This window comes from Stutzerimonas nitrititolerans, assembly GCF_003696285.1.
Lineage (GTDB): Bacteria > Pseudomonadota > Gammaproteobacteria > Pseudomonadales > Pseudomonadaceae > Stutzerimonas > Stutzerimonas nitrititolerans.
The window spans coordinates 368,859-393,930 of record NZ_RFFL01000001.1; the positions used below are offsets into that span (position 1 = coordinate 368,859).

Here is a 25,072-nt window from a genome sequence, read left to right on the forward strand (position 1 = left end):
CGCAGCTCGAAGTCGTTTTGGTTCGCGAGCAAGCTCGCTCCTACAAAGACACCTGCGCCCTGGCGCACCCCGAATTCGAAAGGAGAGAACATGAAAACCAAAGCCGTACTGGGTCAGGCCGAAGTTGCTGCCATCCTCGCCGCTGCGCGCAGCGAAGCGCAGGCCAACGGCTGGAACGTGACCATCGCCGTCGCCGATGACGGTGGACATCTGCTGGGCCTGGAGCGCCTGGATGGTTGTGCCCCGATCGCCAGCTACATCGCCACCGAGAAGGCCCGCAGCGCCGCCATCGGCCGCCGCGAAACCAAGGGCTACGAGGACATGGTCAACGGCGGCCGCAACGCCTTCCTGTCCGCGCCGGTGGTCTGCTCGCTGGAAGGCGGCGTGCCGGTGATCGTCGACGGCCAGGTGATCGGCTCGGTGGGCGTCTCCGGCGTGACCGCCACCCAGGACGCCCAGGTGGCCAAGGCCGGTGTCGCAGCCGTCGGCAACTGAGCGGCTGAGCCAGAGGACAAGTGCTGGCGGTTGAACGAGGTGCGGCCATCGCGCATGTAGCGCCTGCCGCACTGCAGCCCGCCGCCATCCGGCATGGGCCGGTAACGAACGAAGAGGTTTTGTCATGAGCGAACGTGTAACCCTGGGCCGCCTGCAAGTCGCGGCCAACCTGCAGCGCTTCATCGAAGACGAAGTGCTGGCCGGCACCGGCGTCGAAGCCGCGGCCTTCTGGAGCGGCTTCGATCGGCTGGTCCACGACCTGGCGCCGAAGAATCGCGCGCTGCTCGCCGAGCGCGACCGTCTGCAGGCCGAGCTGGACACCTGGCACAAGGCCAATCCGGGCCCGATCGCCGACATGCCGGCCTACCGCGCCTTCCTCGAATCCATCGGCTACCTGCTGCCGGAGCCGGGCGAGGTGAAGGTCAGCACCAGCAACGTCGACAGCGAAATCGCCAGCCAGGCCGGCCCGCAGCTGGTGGTGCCGATCGGCAACGCCCGCTACGCGCTGAACGCCGCCAACGCCCGCTGGGGTTCGCTGTATGACGCGCTCTATGGCACCGACGCCATCTCCGAAGAGGGTGGCGCGCAGAAAGGCCCGGGCTACAACGAAGTGCGCGGCGCCAAGGTCATCGCCTTCGCCCGCAACGTCCTCGACCAGGCTGCGCCGCTGGCCGAAGGCAGCCATGCCGATGCGACCAACTACCGCGTGCAGGACGGCCAGCTCAAGGTCACCCTGGAGAACGGCAGCGTCACGGGCCTCGAGCAGCCGGAAAAATTCATCGGCTATCAGGGCGAGGCCGTCGAGCCCACTGCCGTGCTGCTGAAGAACAATGGCCTGCACATCGAGATCCAGATCGACCCGAACAGCCCCATCGGCCAGACCGATGCCGCGGGCGTCAAGGACCTGCTGATCGAAGCCGCCGTGACCACGATCATGGACTGTGAAGACTCCACCGCCGCGGTCGACGCCGACGACAAGGTGCTGGTCTACCGCAACTGGCTGGGCCTGATGAAGGGCGATCTGACCGATACCTTCCAGAAGGGCGGCCGGGCGATGACCCGCCAGCTGAATCCCGATCGCCAGTACACCGCCGTCGATGGCTCCAGCCTGACCCTGCATGGTCGCTCGCTGTTGTTCATCCGCAACGTCGGCCACCTGATGACCAACCCGGCGATCATCGACGGCGAGGGCCACGAGATCCCCGAGGGCATCCTCGATGGTGTGGTCACCAGCCTGATCGCCAAGCATGACCTCGAGCGCCGCGGCAACTCGCGCACCGGCAGCGTCTACATCGTCAAGCCGAAGATGCACGGCCCGGCCGAAGTCGCCTTCACCGACGAGCTGTTCGGTCGCGTCGAAGACCTCATCGGTCTGCCGCGCCACACCCTCAAGGTCGGCATCATGGACGAAGAGCGCCGCACCAGCGTCAACCTCAAGGCTTGCATCGGTGCCGCGCAGAACCGCGTGGCGTTCATCAACACCGGTTTCCTCGACCGTACCGGCGACGAGATGCACAGCATCATGGAAGCCGGCGCCGTGCTGCGCAAAGGCGACATGAAGGGCACCGCCTGGATTCAGGCCTACGAACGCAACAACGTGCTGGTCGGCCTGAACTGCGGCCTGCGCGGCAAGGCTCAGATCGGCAAGGGCATGTGGGCCATGCCGGACCTGATGGCCGCCATGCTCGAGCAGAAGATCGCCCATCCCAAGGCCGGCGCCAACACCGCCTGGGTCCCGTCGCCCACCGGCGCCACCCTGCATGCGCTGCACTACCATCAGGTGAACGTACAGGCGGTCCAGGCCGAGCTGGAGAAGATCGACCTGGCCAGCGAGCGCGAGCAACTGACCAACGACCTGCTGACCATCCCGGTGGCGCCGCAGCGCAACTGGAGCGCCGAGGACATCCAGCAGGAACTGGACAACAACTGCCAGGGCATCCTCGGCTACGTGGTGCGCTGGGTCGAGCAGGGTGTCGGTTGCTCCAAGGTGCCGGATATCCACGATGTTGGCCTGATGGAAGACCGCGCTACCCTGCGGATCTCCAGCCAGCACCTGGCAAACTGGCTTTACCATGGTGTGGTCGGCGAAGCACAGGTTCGCGAAACCCTGGAGCGCATGGCCAAGGTGGTCGATCAGCAGAACGCAGGCGATCCGCTCTATCGGCCGATGGCGAGCGATTATGCGCAATCCAGTGCTTTCCAGGCGGCCTGCGATCTGGTATTCAAGGGGCGCGAACAACCGAGCGGTTACACCGAACCCCTGCTGCATGCCTGGCGCCAACGCTTCAAGCAGCAGAACGGCGGTTGAAGATCGCTGATGGCCAGCTTCTAGCTGGTTATTGGTAAGACCAAGCCCCGAAGGCCTGATAAGCCTTCGGGGCTTTCGAGCATGGGGGAGTCGATCGTCGAGAGTCGGTCGGCGCCTGTGGATGACCTGCGTCATTCATGCGTGGCACCGGGTTATCCCGGAATGAAAGCGGTTCAATACAAAAAACAAGGAACCCAACAATGAGTCAGACTCTGCTATCCATCCTGGCCTTCGTGCCACTGGTGCTGGCGGGCGTATTGCTGATCGGCTTTCGCTGGCCGGCCAAGTATGCGATGCCGCTGGTTTTCGTCCTCACCGCACTGATCGGCCTGCTGGCCTGGGACATGACGCTCAATCGCGTCATTGCCTCGACCCTGCAAGGCCTGATTCTCACCGCCGCGATCCTCTGGATCATCTTCGGTGCGATCCTGCTGCTCAACACCCTCAAGCATTCCGGCGGCATCGCCGCAATTCGCCGAGGTTTCTCCAACATCAGCCCGGATCGTCGCGTCCAGGCGCTGATCGTGGCCTGGCTGTTCGGCTGTTTCATCGAGGGTGCCTCGGGCTTCGGTACGCCGGCCGCGGTGGCCGCGCCGCTGATGGTGGCACTGGGCTTCCCGGCCCTGGCCGCGGTCGTGATGGGCATGATGGTGCAGTCCACGCCGGTTTCCTTCGGCGCGGTGGGTACGCCGATCATCGTCGGCGTAGGCGGCGGCCTGGACCAGACCGGTATCGGTGCGCAACTGGCTGCAGTCGGTAGCAACTGGGACGTGTTCTTCCACCTGATCTTCTCGCGCGTCGCGATCATCCACGCGATCTGCGGGATTCTGATGCCGCTGATCATGCTGTGCATCCTGACCCGCTACTTCGGGCGTAACAAATCCTGGTCCGAAGGCCTGGCAATGGCGCCGTTCGCGGTCTTCACCGGCCTGGCGTTCGTCATCCCCTACGCCGCCGCCGGTATCTTCCTCGGCCCTGAGTTCCCCTCGATGATCGGCGCCCTGGTAGGCCTGGCCATCGTGGTGCCTGCCGCCAAGGCGGGTTTCCTGCTGCCCAAGGACACCTGGGATTTCGCGCCGGCCAGCGAATGGCCTGCCGACTGGATGGGCAAGATCGAGATGAAGATCGAGGACGTGGCCGGCAAGACGCCGATCTCCGTTCCGATGGCCTGGGCGCCCTACCTGCTGCTGGCCGCCTTCCTGGTGATCTCCCGCGTCTTCCCCGACGTCAAGGGCCTCCTGATGGCCGTCAGCTTCGGCTGGAAGGACATTCTCGGCGAGACCGGCGTGTCCGGCACCCTCGAACCGCTGTTCCTGCCGGGCGGCATCCTCTGCATGGTGGTGCTGGTCACCTTCTTCCTGCACCGGATGAAGGCCAGCGAGCTGGGCGCGGCCCTTTCCGAGTCGAGCAAGACCCTGCTCGGCGCGGGCTTCGTGCTGATCTTCACCATCCCGATGGTGCGGATCCTGATCAACTCCGGCGTCAATGGCTCGGATCTGGTTTCCATGCCGGTGGCCATGGCACAGCTGGTGGCCAACAGCGTGGGCGACATCTATCCGTTCTTCGCCCCGGCCGTCGGTGCGCTGGGAGCCTTCATCGCCGGTTCCAACACCGTTTCCAACCTGATGCTCTCGCAGTTCCAGTTCAACACCGCGGGCCTGCTGGGCCTGTCCGGCGCGTTGATGGTGGCGCTGCAGTCGGTGGGCGCGGCGGCGGGCAACATGATCGCCATCCATAACGTCGTCGCGGCATCGGCGACCGTGGGCCTGCTGGGACGCGAAGGGATCACCCTGCGCAAGACCATGCTGCCGACACTGTACTACCTCATCCTGGCCGGCAGCATCGGCCTGATCGGGTTCTACGTGATGGGTATCAGCGATCCGCTGGCCGGCATCGCCGGCTAAGCGACAGCGCTGACTGCAACGGGCGGCCTAGGCCGCCCGTTGTGTTTGCGTTTGGCGCAACGCCGCGTTCTGGTATAGCGTGCGGCAATCGACAAGCCGAGGTGGACATGAAGAAATGGCAATGCGTGGTGTGCGGTTTCATCTATGACGAAGCCCTGGGCCTGCCTGACGAGGGCATTGCCCCTGGCACCGCTTGGGAAGATGTACCGGAAGACTGGCTGTGCCCCGACTGCGGTGTGGGCAAGATGGATTTCGAAATGATCGCGATCGACTGATCCGCTATCGATACGGCAACGAAAGAGGTAAGCGACATGACGGCACCCCTGGTAATCATCGGCACGGGGCTGGCGGGCTACAACCTGGCCAGGGAGTTTCGCAAGCACGACAGCGAAACGCCGTTGCTGCTGATCACCGCCGACGATGGTCGCTCGTATTCCAAGCCGATGCTTTCGACCGGCTTCGCCATGGGCAAGGATGCCGACGCGCTCGGCATGCTTTCCGCCGGCCAGATGGCCATTCAACTCAACGCCGAAATCCGCACCCACACCCGGGTGACCCGGCTCGACCCGGACAATCGCCGGATCTGGATCGGTAACGAGCCGGTGTGCTATCGCGATCTGGTGCTTGCCTGGGGCGCACAGCCCGTTCGGGTTCCGCTGGCGGGCGATGCCGCCGATGCGGTCTTTCCTATCAACGATCTGCTCGACTACGGGCGTTTTCGCGAAGCGGCGAAGGGCAAGCGCCGAGTGTTGATATTCGGTGCGGGGCTGATCGGCTGCGAATTCGCCAATGATCTGCTGCAGGGCGGTTACGCAGTCGAGCTGGTGGCCCCCGATGCGCAGGTCATGCCGACCCTGTTGCCGCCCGCAGCCGCAACCGCCGTGCGGCGGGGGCTGGAATCGCTGGGCGCCCGTTTTCATTTCGGCGTGGTGGCGGAGCGATTGGAGCGCACCGCCAGCGGCTTGCAGGCGCGGCTTTCCGATGGGCAGTGCCTGGAGTGCGATCTGGTGGTCAGCGCGGTCGGTTTGCGGCCACGCACCGAGCTGGCCGAGGCCGCCGGCCTGGAGGTCGGGCGCGGCATCGTGGTAGATCGCTTCCTGCGTACTTCGGCCGAGCATGTCTATGCGCTGGGGGATTGCGCCGAGGTCGGCGGGCTCAATCTGCTCTACGTCATGCCGCTGATGAGCGGAGTGCGAGCCCTGTCGCGCACGCTCAGCGGGACTGCCGTGTCGGTCAGCTACGGGCCGATGCCGGTTACAGTGAAGACCCCGGTGTGCCCGCTGGTGGTATCGCCGCCGGCCGCCGGTAGCGAGGGCAGCTGGGACATCGAGGGCGACGGCAACGATGTCACCGCACTGTTTCGTTCGGCCGACGGGCGCTTGCTGGGCTACGCGCTGACTGGCACGGCCGTGCAGCGGCGACTGGCCCTGAACAAGGAATTGCCACCGCTGCTGGCGGAACTACCGCAAGCTCTGGCGCTAACGCCTTCGACTTGAGTCTACAAAGCACCTCTTGGGGCTGGCGCCAGTGCTAGCAGCGTGCCATTCTCCTCGAGCCTGCGGCGGTCTTGAGCTGTCGCAGCGCCTTGAAACGCTGTTCGGAGAACAGCAGACACAACAACAAGAAAGCATCAGAGGCTACCATGCGCAAACCGGAACTCGCGGCCGCCATCGCCGAAAAGGCTGACCTCACCAAGGATCAGGCCAATCGTGTACTCAATGCCGTTCTGGATGAAATCACCAACGCGCTGAACCGCAAGGACAGCGTGACCCTGGTTGGTTTCGGCACCTTCCTGCAGCGCCACCGTGGGGCGCGCACCGGCAAGAATCCCCAAACGGGGGAGCCGGTGACCATCAAGGCCAGCAATACCGTGGCGTTCAAGCCTGGAAAAATGCTGAAAGACGCGATCAACTGATCCCGCGCTACCCGGAGCCGCCCGGCTCCGGGTAAATCCCTGACCGCCCGGTCCGCTACCGACCGCTCTGTTCTCACCACGCAAAGTCCTTTTCCTGTTCCGACGAGCCGCTACAATGCGCGAACGTTCTTCATCTGTCGGAAAAACAACATGAAATTCCGCTTTCTTCTCTGGATGCTGGGCCGCCTGATGGGCAAGGCCAGCCGCACCAATCCCGATTTCCAGCAGCAACTGGGCGACAAGGACCTGACCTTTCAACTGCATACGCTGGATGGCAAGGTGGCGCGGCATTTCATCGTCAAGGACCAGCGCATTACCAGCAAGAGCGGTCCCGCGGTCGAGCCGGCTTTTTCGCTGGGCTTCAAGGATGCCGCCTACGGGTACGCGACCATGACGGCGAAGAACAAGCAGCTGGCGTTCATGCAGGGGATTCAGGACAAGCACATCCAGATTCAGGGGAATCCTGCGTTGGTGATGTGGTTTCAGGGACTGACCAAGTATCTGAAGCCGCGCAAGAAGAAGTGATTTTTGGGGCGTCGAGTTTTGGCTCAGGGCTTTGGGTGGGACCTTTCGCTTTCTTCGGCGCGGGACTACAGGTTGCGCCTTGCACGGCGCCTTACTTTTCTTTGTTTGCGCAAAGAAAAGTAAGCAAAAGAAAGCGCACCCCTACATTCGGGTCAGGGGGCTTCGCCCCCTGACTTCCCTCCTTCCGCCACCACTTCGGGGTCGGCATACAAGGGCCGTCCCTGGCCCTTTATGCCTCTCGCGGCATCCATGCCGCTCGCCCCCTGCGTGCTGGCTCCATTCGGCCTCCTGCAAGGGGAGGGCGGTGTTGCCTGTCAGCCCGTGCGAAGGAAAAAGCAAAGCCGGCTCTCGCCCCGTCAGACGACTCGGACTCAAATTCCCTTCAGGAGGCCGAACGCAAGTGTTGCGTAGGACGCGAGGCATGGACGCCGAGCGTGGAGCGAAGGGACAGGATAAAGCGCCACGGGTCAACACAGCCCTCGATGCCGGTAACGTTCGCCGGAAGGCTTCAGGAGCCGGCCTGGTCCCGCCAAACCCGCGCCTCTCCCGCAACCCAATCGCGAAACGCCACCAACCCCGCCGACTCCACCTTGCGCTCGGGAATCATCAGGTAATACGCCCGCGTCTCGCTGCGATAGGCCTGCGGATGCGCCAGCACCAACCGCCCCTCGGCCAGCTCCCTCTGGATCAGGAACGGCGGAATCAACGCCACCCCCATCCCATGCTCCGCCGCCTGCGCCAGCATCGAAAACAGCTCCAGCCGCGGACCGGTCATGTCCCGGGCGACCTTCATCCCCAGCGCATCGAACCACTGGCGCCAGGCATAGGGCCGGGTGGTCTGCTGCAGCAGCGGCATTTGCGCCAGCGCCTCCGCATCCAGCGGCTTGCCATCGGGCAACAGTGCGGGGCTGCAGACCGGCTGCAGGTCCTCGGGCATCAGGAAGTGCGCCTCGGTGCCCGACCATTCCCCATCGCCGAAATAAATGGCGGCATCGAAATCGGTATCGGCGAAGAGAAAGGGCCGTGTGCGGTTGGTCAGGTTGAGGGTGATCTGCGGATGCTGCGCCTGGAAATGCTTCAGCCGAGGAACCAGCCACTGCGTGCCGAAAGTGGGCACTACGGCCAGTTCCAGGCTCATCGCGCCCTGCTGGCCCATCACCGAGAGGGTGTCGCGCTCCACCGCATCCAGTTGCGCGGCGATGCGTCGGGCATAGGACTGGCCGGCTTCGGTCAGCTGCACGCCACGCCGCGAGCGGCGAAACAGTGCCAGCCCGAGGAAGGTCTCCAACCCGCCGATCTGGCGGCAGATGGCGCTCTGGGTCAGCGCCAGCTCATCGGCGGCGCGGGTAAAACTTCCATGCCGGGCTGCGGCCTCGAAGGCGATCAGCGCGGCGGTGCTGGGTATCTTGCGACGCATCTGTGCGTAAGCCTCATCGCTCATGCGGATGGAGAAAGCGCTCAGCTTATCCTGGAGTGAGGAAATCGCACAGATCGTTGCGAAATTCTCGTTTGTCGGTAGTGCAGGTAGCGCCTAGGATCTTTACATCCCGCCCGCGCCCGAAGCGGGCCACGACTACGAGAGGAGCCTCTATGGCCGGCAACGCACGCTTCAACTGGATCGACCCGCTGCTGCTCGATCAGCAACTGACCGAGGAAGAGCGCATGGTGCGTGACAGCGCTGCGCAGTTCGCCGCCGACAAGCTGGCGCCGCGGGTGCTGGAGGCCTTCCGCCACGAGCGTACCGATCCGGCGATCTTCCGCGAGATGGGCGAGACCGGCCTGCTTGGCGCGACCATTCCCGAAACCTATGGCGGCAGCGGTCTGAATTACGTGTGCTACGGCCTGATCGCCCGCGAAGTGGAGCGCATCGATTCGGGCTATCGCTCGATGATGAGCGTGCAATCCTCGCTGGTGATGGTGCCGATCAACGAGTTCGGCAACGAGGCGACCAAACAGAAGTACCTGCCCGGACTGGCCAGCGGCGAGTTCATCGGCTGCTTCGGCCTGACCGAGCCCAATCATGGCTCCGACCCGGGCTCGATGGTCACCCGTGCGAAGAAGGTAGACGGTGGCTATCGGCTTTCCGGTAGCAAGATGTGGATCACCAACAGCCCCATCGCCGACGTCTTTGTGGTCTGGGCCAAGGATGACGAGGGTGCCATTCGCGGCTTCGTGCTGGAAAAAGGCTGGGAAGGCCTGAGTGCACCTGCGATTCACGGCAAGGTCGGCCTGCGTGCTTCCATCACCGGCGAGATCGTGATGGACAACGTGTTCTGTCCCGAGGAAAACGCCTTCCCGGATGTGCGCGGTCTGAAAGGGCCCTTCACCTGCCTGAACAGCGCCCGTTACGGCATCAGCTGGGGCGCGCTGGGCGCCGCCGAGTTCTGCTGGCACACCGCGCGCCAGTACGTGCTGGACCGTCAGCAGTTTGGCCGCCCGCTGGCAGCCAACCAGCTGATCCAGAAGAAACTCGCCGATATGCAGACCGAGATCACCCTGGCCCTGCAGGGCTGCCTGCGCCTGGGCAGGATGAAGGACGAAGGCACGGCGGCGGTGGAGATCACTTCCATCATGAAGCGCAACAGCTGCGGCAAGGCGCTGGACGTGGCGCGCATGGCGCGCGACATGCTCGGCGGAAACGGCATCAGCGACGAGTTCGGTGTGGCGCGGCATCTGGTTAATCTCGAGGTGGTTAATACCTACGAGGGCACCCATGACGTGCACGCGCTGATCCTCGGGCGGGCGCAGACCGGCATCCAGGCGTTTTTCTGAAGCCGTAGGGTGGAAAACCGCGCCAGCGTTTTCCACCGCCAACCACTGGTGGAAAAGACCTGCGGTCGTTTTCCACCCTACGCAGGAATCCAGCATGTCCGCGTTATCCCATATCCGCGTTCTCGATCTGTCTCGCGTGCTCGCCGGACCCTGGGCCGGGCAGATCCTCGGTGATCTCGGCGCCGAGGTGATCAAGGTCGAACGCCCCGTTACCGGCGACGACACGCGTCACTGGGGCCCGCCGTTCCTCAAGGACGCGCAGGGTGAAAACACCGCCGAGGCGGCCTACTACCTCAGCGCCAACCGCAACAAGCAGTCGCTGACCCTCGATTTCACCCGGCCCGAAGGCCAGCGCATCGTTCGCGAGCTGGTGGCGCAGAGCGACGTGCTGCTGGAGAACTTCAAGGTCGGCGGGCTGGCGGCCCATGGGCTGGATTACGCAAGCCTGAAGGCGATCAATCCGCGGCTGGTCTACTGCTCCATCACCGGCTTCGGCCAGGACGGACCCTATGCCTCACGCGCCGGCTACGATTTCATGATCCAGGGCCTCGGCGGGCTGATGAGCCTGACCGGCCGCAGCGATGCCGAGGAGGGCGCCGGGCCGGTGAAGGTCGGCGTGGCGCTCACCGACATCCTCACCGGGCTCTACGCCACGGTCGGCGTGCTGGCGGCACTGGCCCACCGCGAGCGCACGGGTGAGGGCCAGCATATCGATACGGCGCTGCTGGACGTGCAGGTCGCCTGTCTCGGCAACCAGGCGTTGAACTACCTCACCACCGGCGTCGCGCCGCGGCGCATGGGCAATGCCCATCCGAACATCGTGCCCTACCAGGACTTTCCCACGGCCGATGGCGACATCATTCTCACGGTCGGCAACGACGGGCAGTTCCGCAAGTTCTGCGAAGTCGCCGGTCATCCCGAATGGGCCGCCGACCCGCGTTTCGCCAGCAACAAGGCGCGGGTCGCCCATCGTGCCGAGCTGATTCCGCTGATTCGCCAGGCCACGGTGTTCCGCACCACCGCCGAATGGCTGGCGGCGCTGGAGCGGGCTGGAGTGCCTTGCGGGCCGGTCAACGACCTTGCCCAGGTGTTTGCCGACCCGCAGGTACGGCATCGTGGCCTCAAGGTCGACGTGCCGCACCCGCTGGCCGGTAGCGTGCCGCAGGTGGCCAGCCCGTTGCGCCTGTCCTCCTCGCCGGTGGCCTACCGCAACCCACCGCCACTGCTGGGCGAGCACAGCGAGGCGCTGCTGCAGAGCTTGCTGGGGCTGAATGAAGAGCAGATAGCGGCCTTGCGGTACGCCGGAGTGATTTGACGACCGAGACGTATAGAAGCTTCGCCAGCAAGCTGGCTCCTACACACCATACCCGCCCGTAGGAGCGAGCTTGCTCGCGATCCGCTGCAGTGATTCGCCGATGCGGAACGCGGGCCTCCGCCAGGCGAGCTGAACTCTCCGGTCGTCCGGCCATTCTTATGGGAGGTAACCCTTTAGCGGACGAGCGCATCATGCAGAGGCAGCATTCCCGATTCACCTGGCAACTGGCGGCCGTGCTTTTCATGTCCTGGCTGCTGACCGGCTGTGGCATCAACAACATTCCGCAATACGACGAGCAGGTGAAAGCCGCCTGGTCCCAGGTGGAAAACCAATACCAGCGCCGCGCCGACCTGATTCCCAACCTGGTCGAGACGGTCAAGGGCTTCGCCCGCCAGGAGCAGGAGACCCTGACGGCGGTGGTCGAGGCGCGAGCCAAGGCGACCTCCATCCAGGTCGATGCCAGTACGCTGGACAATCCCGAACAACTGCAGCAGTTCCAGCAGGCGCAGAACCAGCTGACCGGCGCCCTGAGCCGACTGATGATGGTCTCCGAGCGCTACCCGGAACTGAAGTCGAATCAGAACTTCCTCGCCCTGCAATCGCAGCTGGAGGGTACCGAGAACCGCATCGCCGTGGCGCGGCGCGACTTCATCGCGGCGGTGGAGCGCTACAACACCGAGATCCGCACCTTCCCCGGACGCATCTGGCACACACTGATGTACAGCGACATGCCGCTTCGCGAGAACTTCGAGGCCACCGCCGAGAACGCCGAGCAGGCGCCGCAAGTGCAGTTTCAATGATTCGTAGCCTGCTACTGAGCCTGGTCCTGCTGGGTTGGGCCGGCGGTCTGGTGGCCCAGGAACCCGAGCTGCCAAGCCTGACAGGCCGGGTGGTGGATAACGCCGAACTGCTCGATACCCAGGCCGAGGCGAGGCTGACCAGCATGCTCGCCGCGCACGAGCAGGCCACCCGCGAGCAGGTGGTGGTCGTTACCGTGCCGAATCTGCAAGGGCGCAGCATCGAGGAATTTGGCGTGCAGCTGGGGCGGGCCTGGGGCATCGGCCAGCAGGGCGAGGACAACGGCGCGCTGCTGATCGTCGCCCGGGATGACCGGAGGGTGCGCATCGAGGTCGGCTACGGACTCGAAGGGCGCCTGACCGATGCGCAGTCTTCGCTGATCATCAACGGCATCATCGTGCCCGCGTTCCAGCAGGGCGACTTCGCCCGGGGCATCACCGATGGCACCGAGGCGATGATCCAGGTCCTCGGTAGCGACCCGCTGCAGAGCGCGGCGATGCGTCCGGCGATGCCGATGGGCACGCAGGAGCCGAGCGGTTTGGGCATCCTCGGCTTCTTCCTCATGCTGGTGGCGATTTTCGTCATCGGCGGGGGGCGCGGCGGACGCGGGGGCGGACGTCGCGCCCTGCTGCTCGGCGCGCTGCTGGGTGGCATGGGGCGTGGCGGCGGTTTCGGCGGTGGCGGTTTTGGAGGGGGTGGCTTCGGCGGCGGAGGCGGCGGCTTCGGTGGCGGGGGCGCCTCGGGTGGCTGGTAATCGGATGATGGAAGCGCAATGACTCTACTGACACTCAGCGAGCAGCAGCAGGTGGTCGAGGCCATCGATCGCGTCGAGCGCGAAACCGATGCCGAACTGGTAACGGTGCTGGCCGAGCAGGCCGACGACTACCGCTACATTCCGTTGCTGTGGGCCGGGCTGATCGCGCTGGTGGTGCCCGGTGCGGCGCTGTTCTTCACCACGGCCCTGAGCGCCTGGCAACTGCTGCTGGTGCAGTGGGCGACCTTCATCGTGCTGGCGCTGGCGTTTCGCCTGCCCAGCCTGACGACCCGCCTGATTCCGCGCCAGGTCCGTCATTGGCGCGCCTGCAACCTGGCGCGGCGACAATTCATCGAATGCAACCTGCACCATACCGAGGGCGGCACCGGCATCCTGATCTTCGTTTCGGAAGCCGAGCGCTACGTCGAGATCCTGGTGGACCGTGGTATCGCCAGCCGTATCGACAATGGCGCCTGGGAAGCCATCGTCGCCAACTTCACCGAGCGGGTGCACGATGGCCAGGTGCTGGAAGGTTTCCTCGGTTGCATCGAGGCGTGCGGCTCACTGCTCAAGCAGCATGTCCCGGCGACCCAGGTGCGCAACCAGTTGCCGAACCGGCTGGTGATGATCTGAGTGCGGTCGACGAGGCACGGTCCGACGGTTCGCTCCCCTATCAGACCGTAGGGTGAAAAACTCGCGCAGCGATTTTCCACGCGTAGCGCGCCGGTACATGCCCCGCGCCGAAGCTGAGGTTCGTGCCGGCCTGCGCATCGTTCGCGTGGATGGCTTCGGCCATCCACCCTACGGGAGCGAGAACGGCAACCTGGCGTTTACCGTGCCGGGCATTCTCAGGCCATGCCGGGGCCATCATCCGCTTGAGGCTCCTCCGGCAGATTGAGGCCGAAGTCGTTCTCCATGGTATTGGCCGCGACGCGGTCGATGGCGCTCAGCGCCGGCGCAAGCAGTGGGCTGACCTTGGCCTCGTGGACAGGGTGCGCAAGCCTGGCGATCGCGGCCAGCACGTCCTCGCCAGGCACGGTTTCCTCGGCCAACAGGCGCTCGGAGACTTCGTCGAGCGCCGGCTTCATGCGTTGCAACAGCGTCTGGCACTCGCGGTCCAGCTGCTTGAGCAGCTCGTCGGCGGCACGAATCGACTCGCCCGAATCGAACTCGATATGCGCCTCGCGCACCGCCTGCAGGCTCAGCAGCGAGCCGTTCGGCCCCATGCCCAGCGCGCCGACCATCGACAGTGCGATCTTCGAGGCTTCCTGCAGATCCTGCCCGGCGCCGGAAGAAACCTCGTGGAAGTAGAGCAACTCGGCGCCGCGCCCTGCCAGCAGCATCTGGATCCGGTTGCGCAGCTCGGAGGCCATGTGCAGACGCTTGTCCTCCACCGGGGTGACCAGGGTGACGCCCAGTGCCTGGCCACGTGGCAGGATGGTGACCTTCTCCACCCGGCCGACCTTGAGCGCGGCGGCGACCAGGGCGTGGCCGGCCTCGTGCACGGCGATGCGCTTGCGGTCGGTGGCCGACAGCGGCGTGACACCGCTGGGCTGTTCGCCGATGCGGCAGGTCTCGATGGCATCGACGAAATGGCTCATGTCCACGCAGCTGGCGCCGGCGCGCGCGGCCAGCAGCGCCGCATGGTTGACGATATGAGCAATGGCGGCGGGCGTCAGGCCGACGGTGTTGCGCGCCAGCTGCGCATGGTCCAGCCCGTCGCTGGCGCGGACCTTGCCGGCATAGAGGCGGAACAGCGCTTCGCGGTCTTCCAGGCCCGGCAGGCCGACGGCGATGGAGCGGTCGAAGCGACCTTCGCGCACCAGCGCCGGGTCGAGGGAGTTGGGGAAGTTGGTCGCGCCCAGCACCAGCACGCCGCTGGCGGCATCGAAGCCATCAATCTCGGCCAGGAACTGGTTGATGATGCGGTTGTTCTCGGCGTCGCTGGAGCGCTGCTGCTCGGCGCGCTTGCCGATGCCGTCGATCTCGTCGATGAAGATGATGCACGGCGCCTGCTTGCGCGCGGTGCGAAACAGCGCCTTGACCTTCTGGATGCCGACACCGAAGTACATCGAGGAAAAGTCGCTGCCGGTCACCTGGATGAAGCTGGCGTTGGATTCGGTTGCCAGCGCCTTGGCCAGCTGGGTCTTGCCGGTACCGGGCTCGCCGGTCAGCAGAACGCCCTTAGGCGGGCGGGCGCCCAGCGCGGCGTAGGCGGCCGGGTCGCGCAGGTAGGCGGTGATGTCGTTGAGCGCCTGCTTGGCTTCGTGCGCGCCGATGACGTCGGCGAAACCGATGCCGCTGCCCTTGCGTTGCACGGCGAAGTTGCGGGTCTTCATGACGAAGAACAGCGCCGCGCCGATCAGCAACAGGGCGATCGGCGAGTACGGCAGCAGGAACCTGTAGAACGGCTTCTCCGCGTCGGTCTGGAACATCGTCAGCGGGAACAGCTCGCCATCGCTTTGGGCGTACTGCTCGAGCAGCAGCCGGGCGACGTGTCCGGACTGGTCCGGTATCCAATAGCGTAAGCCATCGTTCAGGCTGACATAGACCGCATCCTTGCCCAGCGCGGCGCTGGCGATGGCGGCGCCACGCAGATCGCTCATCAATACCGAGAGGTCACGGCGATTGGCCTGCCAGGGCTCGGTGGAGTCCTGCAGGGCTTCAAGCATGCTGGCCGCCGCGCCGGTGACCGGCGTCGACGGGGCGGTTGGGCGCAACTGCCAATAGGCCACGCAAGCGGCGATCAGCAGGAGCAGCAAAACGGAGAGCACAGGGCCGCGGCGACCTTGTAGCAGACGTGGTGTTTTCATTTCACATCCAATCGGGAAGGCCCGATGTTTCGACAAACCACCGCCCGGGAGGCGGACCACAGTTGTTTGCGGAGATCCCGCGGCGCCAATGGCATGGCGCACCACAGTTCGGATCCTTTGGATGCGATTTATATGCCCGACTGTGTCTCGGGTCGGCAGACTCCGATAGCCGGCGAGAATACGGCAAGTGCCACCATGGGAGCGGCTGCGCGACGAACGGACGGCAGGTTTTCGACGAATGACCGGTTGCCCGTGCAAGCGGAGCGTATGGCGCAAACCGCGTCGCGGCGTCTGTCTCGCCGCACATTGAGGGCACGCTACGAATGGCTTCAGTCGCATAAGTGATCCGATGCAGAGTTTGTCGTGCGATGGCCTGTTAGGGTCTGTTCCCGTTTCGTCCGCGGCCGCGCCGGAGCCAGTTTTTGCGCGAAGCAAGGCGCGAGGAGGGAAGTTTGGTCATTCCATATGAGCGACGAGAAACGCAGCATCGCGCAAAAACTGGCCCGGCCCAAAGGGTTGCGCGGCAAGTGGCGCCCTGCGGCGTTGCGAGACTTGGCAAGGGTTCACCATTGCCTGCGTCCCGCGCCTTGCCTGGCGCCACTTGGCGCTGCAACGCGGCTCGCGACGAAACGGGAACAGACCCTAGGATTCATCGCCGGGCGCGGTCGCTCAATTACGAACCGCCGTGGCAACGAAAACCTGCCGACAGCCGAGCTGGGCCGCTGCCCGGGGAGGCACAGAAAAATAACGTCCGATCGACCCGAGACCTCCAGACATGCCAACCCACAACAAATGTATCCGCTCCGCTTTTCTGGGCGCGCTGATGGCCCTTCTGCCTTTCGCCCCGGCCAATGCCGCCGAAGAGACGATCAACCTGCTCACGCAGAATTTCCCGCCGTTCAGCATGGCCGTCGATGGCAAGAACTTCGCCAGGGAGGATGCGATCGGCGGCATCGACGCCGAGGTGGTCGCCGCCCTGTTCAAGCGCGCGGGCGTGCCCTACGCGATGACCCTGCGTTTCCCGTGGAGCCGCTTGCAGCAACTGGCCGAGAAGACCCCCGGCTTCGCCGTGTTCTCCCTCAGCCGTACGCCCGAGCGCGAGCCCAGGTACAAGTGGGTCGGTCCGCTCAGCGAGATTCAGATCGTGCTGCTCAAGACTCCCGACAGCCCGATCCAGGTCTCCAGCCTGGACGATGCCAGGCAGTACCGGATCGGCTCGAAGGATGGCAGCGTAGGCAGTCAGTACCTGATCAACCGCGGTATCGAGGTGCAGAGTTCCCTGATCGATACGCCGGCCAAGCTGAAGACTGGCCAGTTCGACCTGTGGGCGACCACCAATCCGTCCGGTGAGTACGAGGCGAAACAGGCCGGGGTCGGTCCTCTTGCTGTCGCATTGACCCTGAGCCGGGTCGATCTGTACCTGGCGATGAACAAGGAAACGCCCGACGCCGTCGTCGAGAAGCTTCAGCGCACCCTGGATCAGATGAAGCAGGAAGGGCTGCTGCAACAGGCGGCGCGCCGCTACGTGAACTGAGATGCTTCGCATCAGCAGACCCTAGAGCGGAGTCGGCGCTTGCAGGTGTAGTCGAGCGCGCTGAGTCGGTCCTGGCCCGCATGAGGCCCGGCTATTGGCAGACTGAACGGAAAACGAAACGGTAGGGGATTTTTTGCCGGTCTGGGCTGCCTTAGCCTGTGGAGCGAGGAGATCGCTCCAACTGCACTCCCGACGATTCGAGAATTTCGATGAGCTGTCTCAACAACTACATGCTGCGTGCCTTCTGCTTGGTTGCCGCAGCCTGGATAGTGCCGGCCTCGGCCGAAAACCTGCCGGAACCGGTAGGACATGTCGCCCGAGTGGAAGGCGCTGCCTACATCAGCAGCCGTGGCTACACCAACGCCGCCAAGGTCGGCCAGGCGATCGTGCCGGGTGTGGCATTGAGCACCGGCGCAAAAGGAGCGCTGGGCGTGATCCTCGGTGACGGCAGCGTATTGTCGTTCGGTCCGCATAGCGAGCTGACCCTCGACGACTACCGCTTCGCCCCGGCAGCGGATGAGCTGCGTCTGCGCGCGACGCTCAATCGCGGCACCTTGAATCTGATCACCGGCGACATGGCCCGACTCGATCCGCAGGCGGTCGCCGTCGAGACCCCAGAGGGCCGGGTCGGGGTGCGCGGTGGCCAGGTATTGATGAAGGTGACTCCATGAAGCGGCTATCGCTGACCAAGACGCTGGCGCTGCTGATGATGGCGGCGCTGGGTGGCTGTGCGCAGCATTCCTACGTGATGCTGGCGGACGATGCGAACGGGAATGGAGGAGTCATGCTTGGCGACGAGGGGCAGCGGCTGCTCGAGACGTCTGGCGAGGCTATGGCGATAGCGGGGAGTGGTCAGCCCTATGTCGTATCCGACATGCGCCGCAAGACGGATTTCGACCGGGCGCTGGCCGCCCAGCCGGCCCTGCCCGAACGGTTCATCCTGCATCCGGCCTCATCCGGTGAGCCGGACAGCGCCACGGAGCAACTGCTGGACGGCATTCTGCTGGCCGCCCGCCATCGGAATTATCCGGTGGTCACGGTGATCGGCCACACCGACACCCTGGGCCATCGTGCCGCCAACGAGCAGGTCGGTTTACGCCGCGCCCAGGCTATCGCCGAGCTGCTGCGGGCCAGAGGGCTGGAGGCGATGGAATTGCACGTGGAATCCCACGGGGAGCGCAATCTGCTGGTGGCCACACCGGATGCCACTGCCGAGCCGCGCAACAGGCGGGTCGAGGTGCTGGTGCGCTGATAAGCATGCGCCGGCTCGGTGTTGCACCGCGCCGGCCTGGAGCCGGTCAGTCGATGACCAGAACCGCGTCCATTTCCACCTGCGCACCTTTGGGCAGTGCGGCAACGCCGATGGCGGCACGTGCCGGATACGGCTGCTGGCAGTAGCGGCTCATCACTTCGTTGACGGTGGCGAAGTTGCCCAGGTCGGTCAGGAAGATGTTGAGCTTGACGATATCCTTCAGCGAACCGCCGGCCGCTTCGGCCACGGCCTTGAGATTCTCGAACACCTGTACGGCTTGCGCTTCGAAACCTTCCACCAGCTCCATGTTCTTCGGGTCCAGCGGGATCTGCCCGGACAGGTAGACGGTGTCGCCGACCTTGATGGCCTGCGAATAGGTGCCGATGGCGGCGGGGGCTTTGTCGGTGCTGATCACGGTGCGTGGCATGGGGAGTCCTCGTTCGAGCGCTTGAAGCGGAAAGCCTGAAGCTGGAGTAGAGGCGAGATGCTAGACGAAGCCAAGCCGATGTGACCAGCCTCTTGCGGCTGTCAGGCCCTGACCCGGGTAATCCGCATCACGCCCTTGATCGCCCGCAGCTTACGGATGACGCGAGCCAGGTGGACGCGGTCGTGCACGCTGACCACCAACTGGACGACGCTGATGCGGCCGTCGCGCTCGTCCATGCCGATCTTCTCGATGTTGCCGTCGGCGGCATTGACGCTACCGGCCAGTAGGGCGATCAGGCCGCGCTGGTGCTCGAGCTCGACGCGCAGCTCGACGTTGAATTCGCCGGTGACGTCCTTGGCCCAGGAAAGCTGGATGCACTTGTCCGGGTTGTGGCGGATTTCGGCGATGTTCCGGCAGGTATCCAGGTGCACCACCATGCCCTTGCCGGCGGACAGGTGACCCACGATGGGGTCGCCGGGGATCGGTGTGCAGCACTTGGCGTAGTTGAGCACCAGGCCCTCGGTGCCGCGGATCGCCAGCGGTCCTTCGGCGGTCGGCGCCTGTTCGCCGTCGCTGGCCAGCAGGCGGCGGGCGATGACGTAGGCCATGCGGTTGCCCAGGCCGATGTCTTCGAGCAGGTCTTCGATGACATCCTTGTTGTATTCGCCGAGCACCACCCTGATGCGTTCGGGCGAGATGGCGTCCAGGCTGGTCTCGAAACCGGTGAGCACCTTGTTCAGCAGGCGCTCGCCCAGGTTGATCGATTCCGAACGACGCTGCAGCTTGAGCGCATGACGGATGTGCGTGCGGGCCTTGCCAGTGACCACGAAGTTCAGCCAGGCCGGATTCGGGCGTGCGCCGGGCGCGGTGACGATCTCCACTGTGGAACCGCTTTCCAGCGCCTGCGACAGTGGTGCCAGGCGCCGATTGACCCGGCAGGCGATGCAGGTGTTGCCGACGTCGGTATGCACCGCGTAGGCGAAGTCGACGGCTGTCGAGCCCTTGGGCAGCTCCATGATGCTGCCCTTGGGGGTGAAGACGTAGACCTCGTCGGGGAACAGGTCGATCTTGACGCTCTCGATGAACTCCAGCGAGTTGCCGGCGCGCTGCTGCAGCTCCAGCACGCCCTTGACCCATTGCCGGGCGCGGGCGTGGGTGCCCTTGGTCGGCTCGCCTTCGTTGGACTTGTACAGCCAGTGTGCGGCGATGCCGTTGTTGGCCATCTCTTCCATCTCGCGGGTGCGGATCTGGATCTCGATGGGCACGCCGTGCATGCCGAACAGCGTGGTGTGCAGCGACTGGTAGCCGTTGGCCTTGGGTATCGCGATGTAGTCCTTGAAGCGGCCGGGCAGCGGCTTGTACAGGCTGTGCACGGCGCCGAGCACGCGGTAGCAGGTATCGGCCTTGTCCACCACGATGCGGAAGGCGTAGACGTCCATGATCTCGTTGAACGCCTTGCGCTTGCCGCGCATCTTCTTGTAGATGCTGAACAGGTGCTTCTCGCGGCCCATCACCTCGCCTTCGAGGCCTTCGCGTTCGAGGCAGTGGATCAGCGACTGCTCGATCTTCTCGACGATCTCGTTGCGGTTGCCGCGGGCACGCCGCACCGCGGCGCGGATGCGCTCGGAACGCATCGGGTGCATGGCCTTGAAGCCCAGGTCCTCGAATTCCACGCGCATCGAATGCATGCCCAGGCGGTTGGCGATGGGGGCGTATATTTCCAGGGTTTCCTTGGCGATGCGGCGGCGCTTCTCGCCGGCCAGCACTTCCAGGGTACGCATGTTGTGCAGGCGGTCGGCGAGCTTGACCAGGATCACGCGGATGTCGCGGGCCATGGCCATGGCCATCTTCTGGAAGTTTTCGGCCTGGGCCTCGGCCTTGGTCTCGAAGTTCATCTGGGTCAGCTTGCTGACCCCGTCGACCAGCTCGGCCACGGTCTCGCCGAACTGGGCGATCAAAGCTTCCTTGGGAATGCCGGTGTCCTCGATGACGTCATGCAGCATCGCGGCCATCAGGCTCTGATGGTCCATGTGCATGTCGGCGAGGATGTTGGCTACCGCGAGGGGATGGGTGACGTAGGCTTCACCGCTGCGCCGGCGCTGGCCGTCGTGGGCCTGTTCGGCATAGAAATAGGCGCGGCGAACCAGGTTGACCTGGTCCGGGCCGAGGTAGGTCGACAGGCGATCCGCGAGAGTGTCTATGGCTGGCAAGGTGTTGCTCCTTGCCGGCGGGACCGGATGTTCGCAGCTCGACTTCGACCTGGCATTTACTTCAAAGGGCCTCGTTGGGCTCTTCCTCGTACTGGATGAACAGCGGCTCGTCGTCGACGATTTCTTCCTGGGCGATGACGTCGTAGTCCACCAGGCCGGACGCGATTTCACGCAGGGCGACCACGGTCGGCTTGTCGTTTTCCCAGGCTACCTTGGGGTCCTTGCCGCCGGTCGCCAGCTGGCGCGAGCGCTTGGTGGCGAGCATGACCAGCTCGAAGCGGTTATCTACGTTGTCCAGGCAGTCTTCAACGGTAACGCGGGCCATGGTGTTCCTCATCAAATTCGGTAAAGCGTGCCCGAGTGGGCGAGCGGACGGGATAGTTTAAAAAATCACCAGCTGTTAGGGAAGCGGTAAAAGTGAAAAGCCGCTTCCCGGTTTGCCGGTCTTCAGGCCAGCAATTGCTCGAGCAATCCGGCGAAACGCTGTTGCTGGGTGCCTTGCAGCAGGCGATTGGCGCGGAAGATGGCCTGCAGGTCGCCCAGGGCATGGGTGAAGTCGTCGTTGATGATCAGGTAGTCGTATTCGACGTAGTGGGTCATCTCGCTCACCGCCTCGCGCATGCGCCCGTCGATCACCTCGTCGCTGTCCTGGCCGCGGTTGGTCAGGCGCTGGCGCAGGGCTTCCTGGGTGGGCGGCAGGATGAAGATGGATCGGGCCTGGGGCATCAGTCGGCGTACCTGCTGTGCGCCCTGCCAGTCGATCTCGAGGATCAGGTCGTAGCCCTCGTCCAGCGTCTGTTCCAGCCAGCGCTGCGAGGTGCCGTAGAGGTTGCCGAAGACCTCGGCATGCTCCAGGAACTCGTCGCGCTCCAGCCGCTCGAGGAACTCCTCGCGGCTGACGAAGTGATAGTTCACGCCGTCCACTTCGCCGGGGCGGATGCCGCGCGTGGTGTGGGAAACGGAAACCCGGACCTGCGGCTGCGCATCGAGCAGGGCCTTGACCAGGCTGGTCTTGCCGGCCCCTGAGGGTGCGGAAACGATATAGAGCGTACCGGTGGAAGCGGACATGGGGCGTTCTCTGCAAGCGGTGACGGGGTGGTGAGGCCTGAGCGAATCAAGCTTATTCGATGTTCTGGACTTGTTCGCGCATCTGCTCGATCAGGACCTTGAGGTTGACCGCTGCCTGAGTGCTGCGCGGGTCGAACGCCTTGGAACCGAGGGTGTTGGCTTCGCGGTTGAGCTCCTGCATGAGGAAGTCCAGCCGCCGACCGGTGGCGCCGTCGGACTTGAGTACACGGCGCACTTCGCCGACATGGGTGGTCAGCCGGTCGAGTTCTTCGGCGACGTCGCTTTTCTGCGCCAGCAGTACCATTTCCTGTTCGAGGCGCTGCGGGTCCAGTTCGGCACGCATCTCGGCGCAGCGATCGAGCAGTTTCTGCCGTTGCAGGGCAAGCATCTGCGGCACCTGCGCGCGCAGGGTGGCGGTTTCCTCGGTGATGGCATCCAGGCGCTCGTCGATCAGCCGGGCCAGTTCCTCGCCTTCACGCTGGCGGCCGTTCCTGAGTTCGGCCAGCGCCTGGTGAAACAGCGCCAGGGCGGTGTTGTTGAGCGCCTGCGGATCGGCCGCATCGCCGACCAGCACGCCCGGCCAGCCCAATACTTCCAGCGGGTTGAGCGGCGCGGGCTGTTTGATCAGGGCCGCCACGGTCTCGGCTGCGGCGATCAGTTGGCTGGCGCGCTGACTGTCGACCTGCATGGCGCGGCCGCTGCTGTCTTCGGCGAAGCGCAGCGTGCATTCCACCTTGCCGCGCGAAAGCCCCTTGCGCAGGGCGTCGCGCACCGGGCCTTCGAGATCGCGAAAGGCTTCCGGCAGGCGCAGATGGGGTTCGAGGTAACGATGGTTGACCGAGCGGATTTCCCAGCTGAGGGTGCCGTGGTCACCGGCCTGTTCGGCGCGGGCGAAGGCGGTCATGCTGTGGATCATCGGGTAAACCTCTCGGTGGTATAGCGAAAGGCGAAGGATTGTAAATCAAAACGACCGGCAAGGCGCTGCGGGCTGGAGGTCGCAGGCAACAGGCGGTCGCCGTTCGGCGCTTCGTGCCCGGCGCGACTTTTCCGCGTACGGTCGATTGGCCGGTAATTGCGCCGCAAAGCCTCCTATAATGCCGGCACCTCGAAACCATAGAAGTAGGAAAAGTCCATGAAGCGTCCCAGTGGCCGCGCCGCCGACCAGCTGCGTTCGATCCGCATCACCCGCAACTACACCAAGCATGCCGAGGGGTCGGTGCTGGTGGAGTTCGGTGATACCAAGGTGGTATGCACCGCCAGCGTCGAGGCCGGCGTGCCGCGCTTCCTCAAGGGCCAGGGGCAGGGCTGGCTGACCGCCGAATACGGCATGCTGCCGCGCGCCACCGGCTCGCGTAACCAGCGCGAAGCCAGCCGCGGCAAGCAGGGCGGGCGCACCCTGGAAATCCAGCGTCTGATTGGCCGCTCGCTGCGTGCGGCGCTGGACATGAGCAAGCTGGGCGAGAACACCCTCTACATCGATTGCGATGTGATCCAGGCCGACGGCGGTACCCGCACCGCGTCGATCACCGGCGCGATGGTGGCGCTGGTGGACGCGCTGGCGGTGCTGAAGAAGCGTGGCGCGTTGAAGGGCGGCAACCCGCTCAAGCAGATGGTCGCAGCGGTTTCCGTGGGCATGTATCAGGGCGAAGCCGTGCTGGATCTGGATTATCTGGAAGATTCCGCCGCCGAAACCGACCTGAACGTGGTCATGACCGACGCCGGCGGCTTCATCGAAGTCCAGGGCACCGCCGAAGGCGCGCCGTTCCAGCCGGAAGAACTCAACGCCATGCTCGCCCTGGCGCAGGCCGGCATGCAGGAGCTGTTCGCCGTGCAGCAGGCGGCACTGGCAGACTGAAACGGGGGAGAACGCCATGAATGATGATGACCGGATGCTCGTTCCGCAGCCCTCGCCGGAGGCGCGGCGGTGGGCGATGTTCTGCCATTACTCGGCGTTCTTCTGGTTCCTGGTGCCGATGATCGGCAACGTGCTGGGCCCGCTGATCGTCTGGCAGTTGAAGAAGGACATTGACCCTTTCGTCGACCAGCAGGGCAAGGAGGCGCTCAACTTCCAGATCACCTTCAGCATCCTGCTGATGATCTGCGGTGTGCTGGCCTGGATTCTGATCGGCTTTCCGCTGATGGCTCTGATCAGCGCGGTGGCGCTGGTGCTGGTGGTGATCGCCGGCATCCGCGCCAACGAGGGCAAGCCTTATCGGTATCCGTTCTGCTGGCGGTTCGTGAAATAGGTTCCAGCTTCGACGCATAGCCTGGATGCGGCGCCTGGCAGACACGTTGCAGCTTGCAGCGTGCCGCTCGCGCCTTGTAGCCTTTGCCGTCTTTGTCTGCCAGCGAACCCGAATGACCAGCGAACAGCCCGCCATCCTCTATATCCATGGTCTCAACAGCTCCCCGCTTTCCCGGAAAGCCAGTCAGCTGAGTGCGGCGCTGGAGCGTATCGGCATGGCGGACAGGCTGCGTGTGCCGGCGCTGCATCACCATCCGCGCCAGGCTCTGGTCCAGCTCGAAGAGGCGCTCACCGAGCTCGGCCGGCCTTTGCTGGTCGGCAGTTCCCTGGGCGGCTACTATGCGACGCACCTTGCCGAACGCCACGGATTGAAGGCGTTGCTGATCAATCCCGCGGTGACGCCGCATCATCGCTTCGACGGCTACCTCGGGCCGCAGACCAACCTCTACAGCGGCGAAGTCTGGGATCTCACCGAAGATCACGTCGTCGCCCTGGGCGAGCTGGAAGTGCCGCCGCCACAGGATACCGAGCGCTATCAGGTCTGGCTGCAGACCGGCGACGAAACGCTGGATTACCGTGACGCGGAAGCCTTCTACCGGGGCTGCGCGCTGCGCATCCAGGCCGGCGGTGATCATGGGTTCCAGGGCTTTGCCGAACGCCTGCCGGCGCTGCTGGCCTTCGCCGGTTTCGCTCCGGCGCTCTGGCTCGAGCAGGATTTTTCCGATTTATAAGGGCAT

The 25,072-nt window shown here is 64.6% G+C and carries 25 protein-coding genes; 18 read left to right on the forward strand and 7 right to left on the reverse strand.

Annotated features, from left to right (window positions below; all coding sequences use genetic code 11):
• Positions 1-90 precede the first annotated feature (90 nt).
• The 7 genes from EA795_RS01715 (at position 91) to EA795_RS01745 (ending at position 7,147) form a co-directional block, all read left to right on the forward strand.
• A complete protein-coding gene (locus tag EA795_RS01715; RefSeq protein ID WP_122075173.1) occupies positions 91-495 on the forward strand; it encodes a heme-binding protein in 405 nt (134 codons plus the stop codon).
• Positions 496-619: 124 nt separating this feature from the next.
• Positions 620-2,803: a malate synthase G gene (locus tag EA795_RS01720; protein ID WP_122075175.1), complete on the forward strand. Its 2,184-nt coding sequence runs from the start codon at positions 620-622 to the stop codon at positions 2,801-2,803.
• Between the two features lie 200 nt (positions 2,804-3,003).
• Positions 3,004-4,707: an L-lactate permease gene (locus EA795_RS01725; protein WP_014854333.1), complete on the forward strand. Its 1,704-nt coding sequence runs from the start codon at positions 3,004-3,006 to the stop codon at positions 4,705-4,707.
• 107 nt (positions 4,708-4,814) lie between these two features.
• Complete coding sequence (locus EA795_RS01730) at positions 4,815-4,982, forward strand: rubredoxin (RefSeq protein ID WP_058073947.1); 168 nt, start codon at positions 4,815-4,817, stop codon at positions 4,980-4,982.
• 36 nt (positions 4,983-5,018) lie between these two features.
• Positions 5,019-6,203: an NAD(P)/FAD-dependent oxidoreductase gene (locus EA795_RS01735; RefSeq protein ID WP_014854331.1), complete on the forward strand. Its 1,185-nt coding sequence runs from the start codon at positions 5,019-5,021 to the stop codon at positions 6,201-6,203.
• A gap of 146 nt (positions 6,204-6,349) precedes the next feature.
• Positions 6,350-6,622, forward strand: coding sequence for an HU family DNA-binding protein (locus EA795_RS01740; protein ID WP_014854330.1), 273 nt, complete (start codon positions 6,350-6,352; stop codon positions 6,620-6,622).
• Between the two features lie 150 nt (positions 6,623-6,772).
• Entirely contained in the window at positions 6,773-7,147 is a 375-nt protein-coding gene (locus EA795_RS01745) for a helicase (protein WP_014854329.1), read from the forward strand.
• A gap of 508 nt (positions 7,148-7,655) precedes the next feature.
• Here EA795_RS01745 and EA795_RS01750 read toward each other — a convergent pair.
• Positions 7,656-8,564 carry a LysR family transcriptional regulator gene (locus EA795_RS01750; protein WP_122075296.1) on the reverse strand — a complete coding sequence of 303 codons (909 nt, stop codon included), beginning with the start codon at positions 8,562-8,564 and terminating at the stop codon, positions 7,656-7,658.
• Positions 8,565-8,737: 173 nt separating this feature from the next.
• Here EA795_RS01750 and EA795_RS01755 point away from each other — a divergent pair, with 173 nt between their 5' ends.
• From EA795_RS01755 to EA795_RS01775, 5 genes are all read left to right on the forward strand, one after another.
• Positions 8,738-9,919, forward strand: a complete 1,182-nt coding sequence (locus EA795_RS01755; protein WP_014854327.1) for an acyl-CoA dehydrogenase — start codon at positions 8,738-8,740, stop codon at positions 9,917-9,919.
• Between the two features lie 94 nt (positions 9,920-10,013).
• The gene (locus EA795_RS01760; RefSeq protein WP_122075177.1) at positions 10,014-11,234 is read left to right on the forward strand and encodes a CaiB/BaiF CoA transferase family protein; all 1,221 of its coding nucleotides are present in this window, start codon (positions 10,014-10,016) and stop codon (positions 11,232-11,234) included.
• A 191-nt stretch (positions 11,235-11,425) separates the two neighbouring features.
• Positions 11,426-12,034 carry a LemA family protein gene (locus EA795_RS01765; RefSeq protein WP_058073952.1) on the forward strand — a complete coding sequence of 203 codons (609 nt, stop codon included), beginning with the start codon at positions 11,426-11,428 and terminating at the stop codon, positions 12,032-12,034.
• Positions 12,031-12,786: a TPM domain-containing protein gene (locus tag EA795_RS01770; RefSeq protein ID WP_122075179.1), complete on the forward strand. Its 756-nt coding sequence runs from the start codon at positions 12,031-12,033 to the stop codon at positions 12,784-12,786. The genes EA795_RS01765 and EA795_RS01770 overlap by 4 nt, the downstream gene beginning before the upstream one ends.
• Before the next feature lie 18 nt (positions 12,787-12,804).
• On the forward strand, positions 12,805-13,419 hold the full coding sequence (locus EA795_RS01775) for a TPM domain-containing protein (protein WP_065984423.1): 615 nt from the start codon (positions 12,805-12,807) through the stop codon (positions 13,417-13,419).
• 215 nt (positions 13,420-13,634) lie between these two features.
• On the opposite strand, the gene EA795_RS01785 is transcribed toward EA795_RS01775, so the two are convergent.
• On the reverse strand, positions 13,635-15,599 hold the full coding sequence (locus tag EA795_RS01785; protein ID WP_122075181.1) for an AAA family ATPase: 1,965 nt from the start codon (positions 15,597-15,599) through the stop codon (positions 13,635-13,637).
• Between the two features lie 775 nt (positions 15,600-16,374).
• On the opposite strand from EA795_RS01785, the gene EA795_RS01790 reads away from it, so the two are divergent.
• From EA795_RS01790 to EA795_RS01800, 3 genes are all read left to right on the forward strand, one after another.
• Complete coding sequence (locus tag EA795_RS01790; protein WP_122075183.1) at positions 16,375-17,133, forward strand: substrate-binding periplasmic protein; 759 nt, start codon at positions 16,375-16,377, stop codon at positions 17,131-17,133.
• A 209-nt stretch (positions 17,134-17,342) separates the two neighbouring features.
• Positions 17,343-17,804, forward strand: coding sequence for a FecR domain-containing protein (locus EA795_RS01795; RefSeq protein ID WP_122075185.1), 462 nt, complete (start codon positions 17,343-17,345; stop codon positions 17,802-17,804).
• Positions 17,801-18,385: an OmpA family protein gene (locus EA795_RS01800; protein WP_205891463.1), complete on the forward strand. Its 585-nt coding sequence runs from the start codon at positions 17,801-17,803 to the stop codon at positions 18,383-18,385. Before EA795_RS01795 ends, EA795_RS01800 begins: the two co-directional genes overlap by 4 nt.
• 46 nt (positions 18,386-18,431) lie before the next feature.
• Here EA795_RS01800 and EA795_RS01805 read toward each other — a convergent pair whose 3' ends face one another.
• The 5 genes from EA795_RS01805 to EA795_RS01825 all read right to left on the reverse strand — a co-directional run bounded on the left by EA795_RS01805 (position 18,432) and on the right by EA795_RS01825 (position 23,006).
• The gene (locus EA795_RS01805; protein ID WP_122075187.1) at positions 18,432-18,812 is read right to left on the reverse strand and encodes a RidA family protein; all 381 of its coding nucleotides are present in this window, start codon (positions 18,810-18,812) and stop codon (positions 18,432-18,434) included.
• Between the two features lie 101 nt (positions 18,813-18,913).
• Positions 18,914-21,022: a bifunctional GTP diphosphokinase/guanosine-3',5'-bis pyrophosphate 3'-pyrophosphohydrolase gene (gene spoT / locus EA795_RS01810; RefSeq protein WP_058074674.1), complete on the reverse strand. Its 2,109-nt coding sequence runs from the start codon at positions 21,020-21,022 to the stop codon at positions 18,914-18,916.
• Between the two features lie 61 nt (positions 21,023-21,083).
• A complete protein-coding gene (rpoZ, locus tag EA795_RS01815) occupies positions 21,084-21,347 on the reverse strand; it encodes a DNA-directed RNA polymerase subunit omega (protein ID WP_014854314.1) in 264 nt (87 codons plus the stop codon).
• Positions 21,348-21,469: 122 nt separating this feature from the next.
• Complete coding sequence (gmk, locus tag EA795_RS01820; RefSeq protein ID WP_014854313.1) at positions 21,470-22,090, reverse strand: guanylate kinase; 621 nt, start codon at positions 22,088-22,090, stop codon at positions 21,470-21,472.
• A gap of 52 nt (positions 22,091-22,142) precedes the next feature.
• Positions 22,143-23,006, reverse strand: a complete 864-nt coding sequence (locus EA795_RS01825) for a YicC/YloC family endoribonuclease (RefSeq protein ID WP_122075189.1) — start codon at positions 23,004-23,006, stop codon at positions 22,143-22,145.
• Positions 23,007-23,222: 216 nt separating this feature from the next.
• Here EA795_RS01825 and rph point away from each other — a divergent pair, with 216 nt between their 5' ends.
• The 3 genes from rph (at position 23,223) to EA795_RS01840 (ending at position 25,066) form a co-directional block, all read left to right on the forward strand.
• Positions 23,223-23,945, forward strand: coding sequence for a ribonuclease PH (gene rph, locus EA795_RS01830; RefSeq protein WP_014854311.1), 723 nt, complete (start codon positions 23,223-23,225; stop codon positions 23,943-23,945).
• Positions 23,946-23,961: 16 nt separating this feature from the next.
• Positions 23,962-24,336 carry a DUF4870 domain-containing protein gene (locus tag EA795_RS01835; protein WP_122075191.1) on the forward strand — a complete coding sequence of 125 codons (375 nt, stop codon included), beginning with the start codon at positions 23,962-23,964 and terminating at the stop codon, positions 24,334-24,336.
• A 112-nt stretch (positions 24,337-24,448) separates the two neighbouring features.
• A complete protein-coding gene (locus EA795_RS01840) occupies positions 24,449-25,066 on the forward strand; it encodes a YqiA/YcfP family alpha/beta fold hydrolase (protein WP_122075193.1) in 618 nt (205 codons plus the stop codon).
• Positions 25,067-25,072: the final 6 nt, after the last annotated feature.

What these genes read in the sequence shown, in the direction of transcription:
- EA795_RS01805 (WP_122075187.1), bottom strand. Translation starts at nt 18,812, where the DNA reads ATGCCACGCACCGTGATCAGCACCGACAAAGCCCCCGCCGCCATCGGC.
- EA795_RS01785 (WP_122075181.1), bottom strand. Translation starts at nt 15,599, where the DNA reads ATGAAAACACCACGTCTGCTACAAGGTCGCCGCGGCCCTGTGCTCTCC.
- EA795_RS01835 (WP_122075191.1), top strand. Translation starts at nt 23,962, where the DNA reads ATGAATGATGATGACCGGATGCTCGTTCCGCAGCCCTCGCCGGAGGCG.
- EA795_RS01790 (WP_122075183.1), top strand. Translation starts at nt 16,375, where the DNA reads ATGCCAACCCACAACAAATGTATCCGCTCCGCTTTTCTGGGCGCGCTG.
- EA795_RS01765 (WP_058073952.1), top strand. Translation starts at nt 11,426, where the DNA reads ATGCAGAGGCAGCATTCCCGATTCACCTGGCAACTGGCGGCCGTGCTT.
- EA795_RS01770 (WP_122075179.1), top strand. Translation starts at nt 12,031, where the DNA reads ATGATTCGTAGCCTGCTACTGAGCCTGGTCCTGCTGGGTTGGGCCGGC.
- EA795_RS01840 (WP_122075193.1), top strand. Translation starts at nt 24,449, where the DNA reads ATGACCAGCGAACAGCCCGCCATCCTCTATATCCATGGTCTCAACAGC.
- EA795_RS01740 (WP_014854330.1), top strand. Translation starts at nt 6,350, where the DNA reads ATGCGCAAACCGGAACTCGCGGCCGCCATCGCCGAAAAGGCTGACCTC.
- EA795_RS01720 (WP_122075175.1), top strand. Translation starts at nt 620, where the DNA reads ATGAGCGAACGTGTAACCCTGGGCCGCCTGCAAGTCGCGGCCAACCTG.
- EA795_RS01725 (WP_014854333.1), top strand. Translation starts at nt 3,004, where the DNA reads ATGAGTCAGACTCTGCTATCCATCCTGGCCTTCGTGCCACTGGTGCTG.
- EA795_RS01715 (WP_122075173.1), top strand. Translation starts at nt 91, where the DNA reads ATGAAAACCAAAGCCGTACTGGGTCAGGCCGAAGTTGCTGCCATCCTC.
- EA795_RS01730 (WP_058073947.1), top strand. Translation starts at nt 4,815, where the DNA reads ATGAAGAAATGGCAATGCGTGGTGTGCGGTTTCATCTATGACGAAGCC.
- EA795_RS01825 (WP_122075189.1), bottom strand. Translation starts at nt 23,006, where the DNA reads ATGATCCACAGCATGACCGCCTTCGCCCGCGCCGAACAGGCCGGTGAC.
- EA795_RS01745 (WP_014854329.1), top strand. Translation starts at nt 6,773, where the DNA reads ATGAAATTCCGCTTTCTTCTCTGGATGCTGGGCCGCCTGATGGGCAAG.
- EA795_RS01795 (WP_122075185.1), top strand. Translation starts at nt 17,343, where the DNA reads ATGAGCTGTCTCAACAACTACATGCTGCGTGCCTTCTGCTTGGTTGCC.
- EA795_RS01750 (WP_122075296.1), bottom strand. Translation starts at nt 8,564, where the DNA reads ATGCGTCGCAAGATACCCAGCACCGCCGCGCTGATCGCCTTCGAGGCC.
- EA795_RS01775 (WP_065984423.1), top strand. Translation starts at nt 12,805, where the DNA reads ATGACTCTACTGACACTCAGCGAGCAGCAGCAGGTGGTCGAGGCCATC.
- rph (WP_014854311.1), top strand. Translation starts at nt 23,223, where the DNA reads ATGAAGCGTCCCAGTGGCCGCGCCGCCGACCAGCTGCGTTCGATCCGC.
- EA795_RS01735 (WP_014854331.1), top strand. Translation starts at nt 5,019, where the DNA reads ATGACGGCACCCCTGGTAATCATCGGCACGGGGCTGGCGGGCTACAAC.
- EA795_RS01800 (WP_205891463.1), top strand. Translation starts at nt 17,801, where the DNA reads ATGAAGCGGCTATCGCTGACCAAGACGCTGGCGCTGCTGATGATGGCG.
- EA795_RS01755 (WP_014854327.1), top strand. Translation starts at nt 8,738, where the DNA reads ATGGCCGGCAACGCACGCTTCAACTGGATCGACCCGCTGCTGCTCGAT.
- gmk (WP_014854313.1), bottom strand. Translation starts at nt 22,090, where the DNA reads ATGTCCGCTTCCACCGGTACGCTCTATATCGTTTCCGCACCCTCAGGG.
- rpoZ (WP_014854314.1), bottom strand. Translation starts at nt 21,347, where the DNA reads ATGGCCCGCGTTACCGTTGAAGACTGCCTGGACAACGTAGATAACCGC.
- EA795_RS01760 (WP_122075177.1), top strand. Translation starts at nt 10,014, where the DNA reads ATGTCCGCGTTATCCCATATCCGCGTTCTCGATCTGTCTCGCGTGCTC.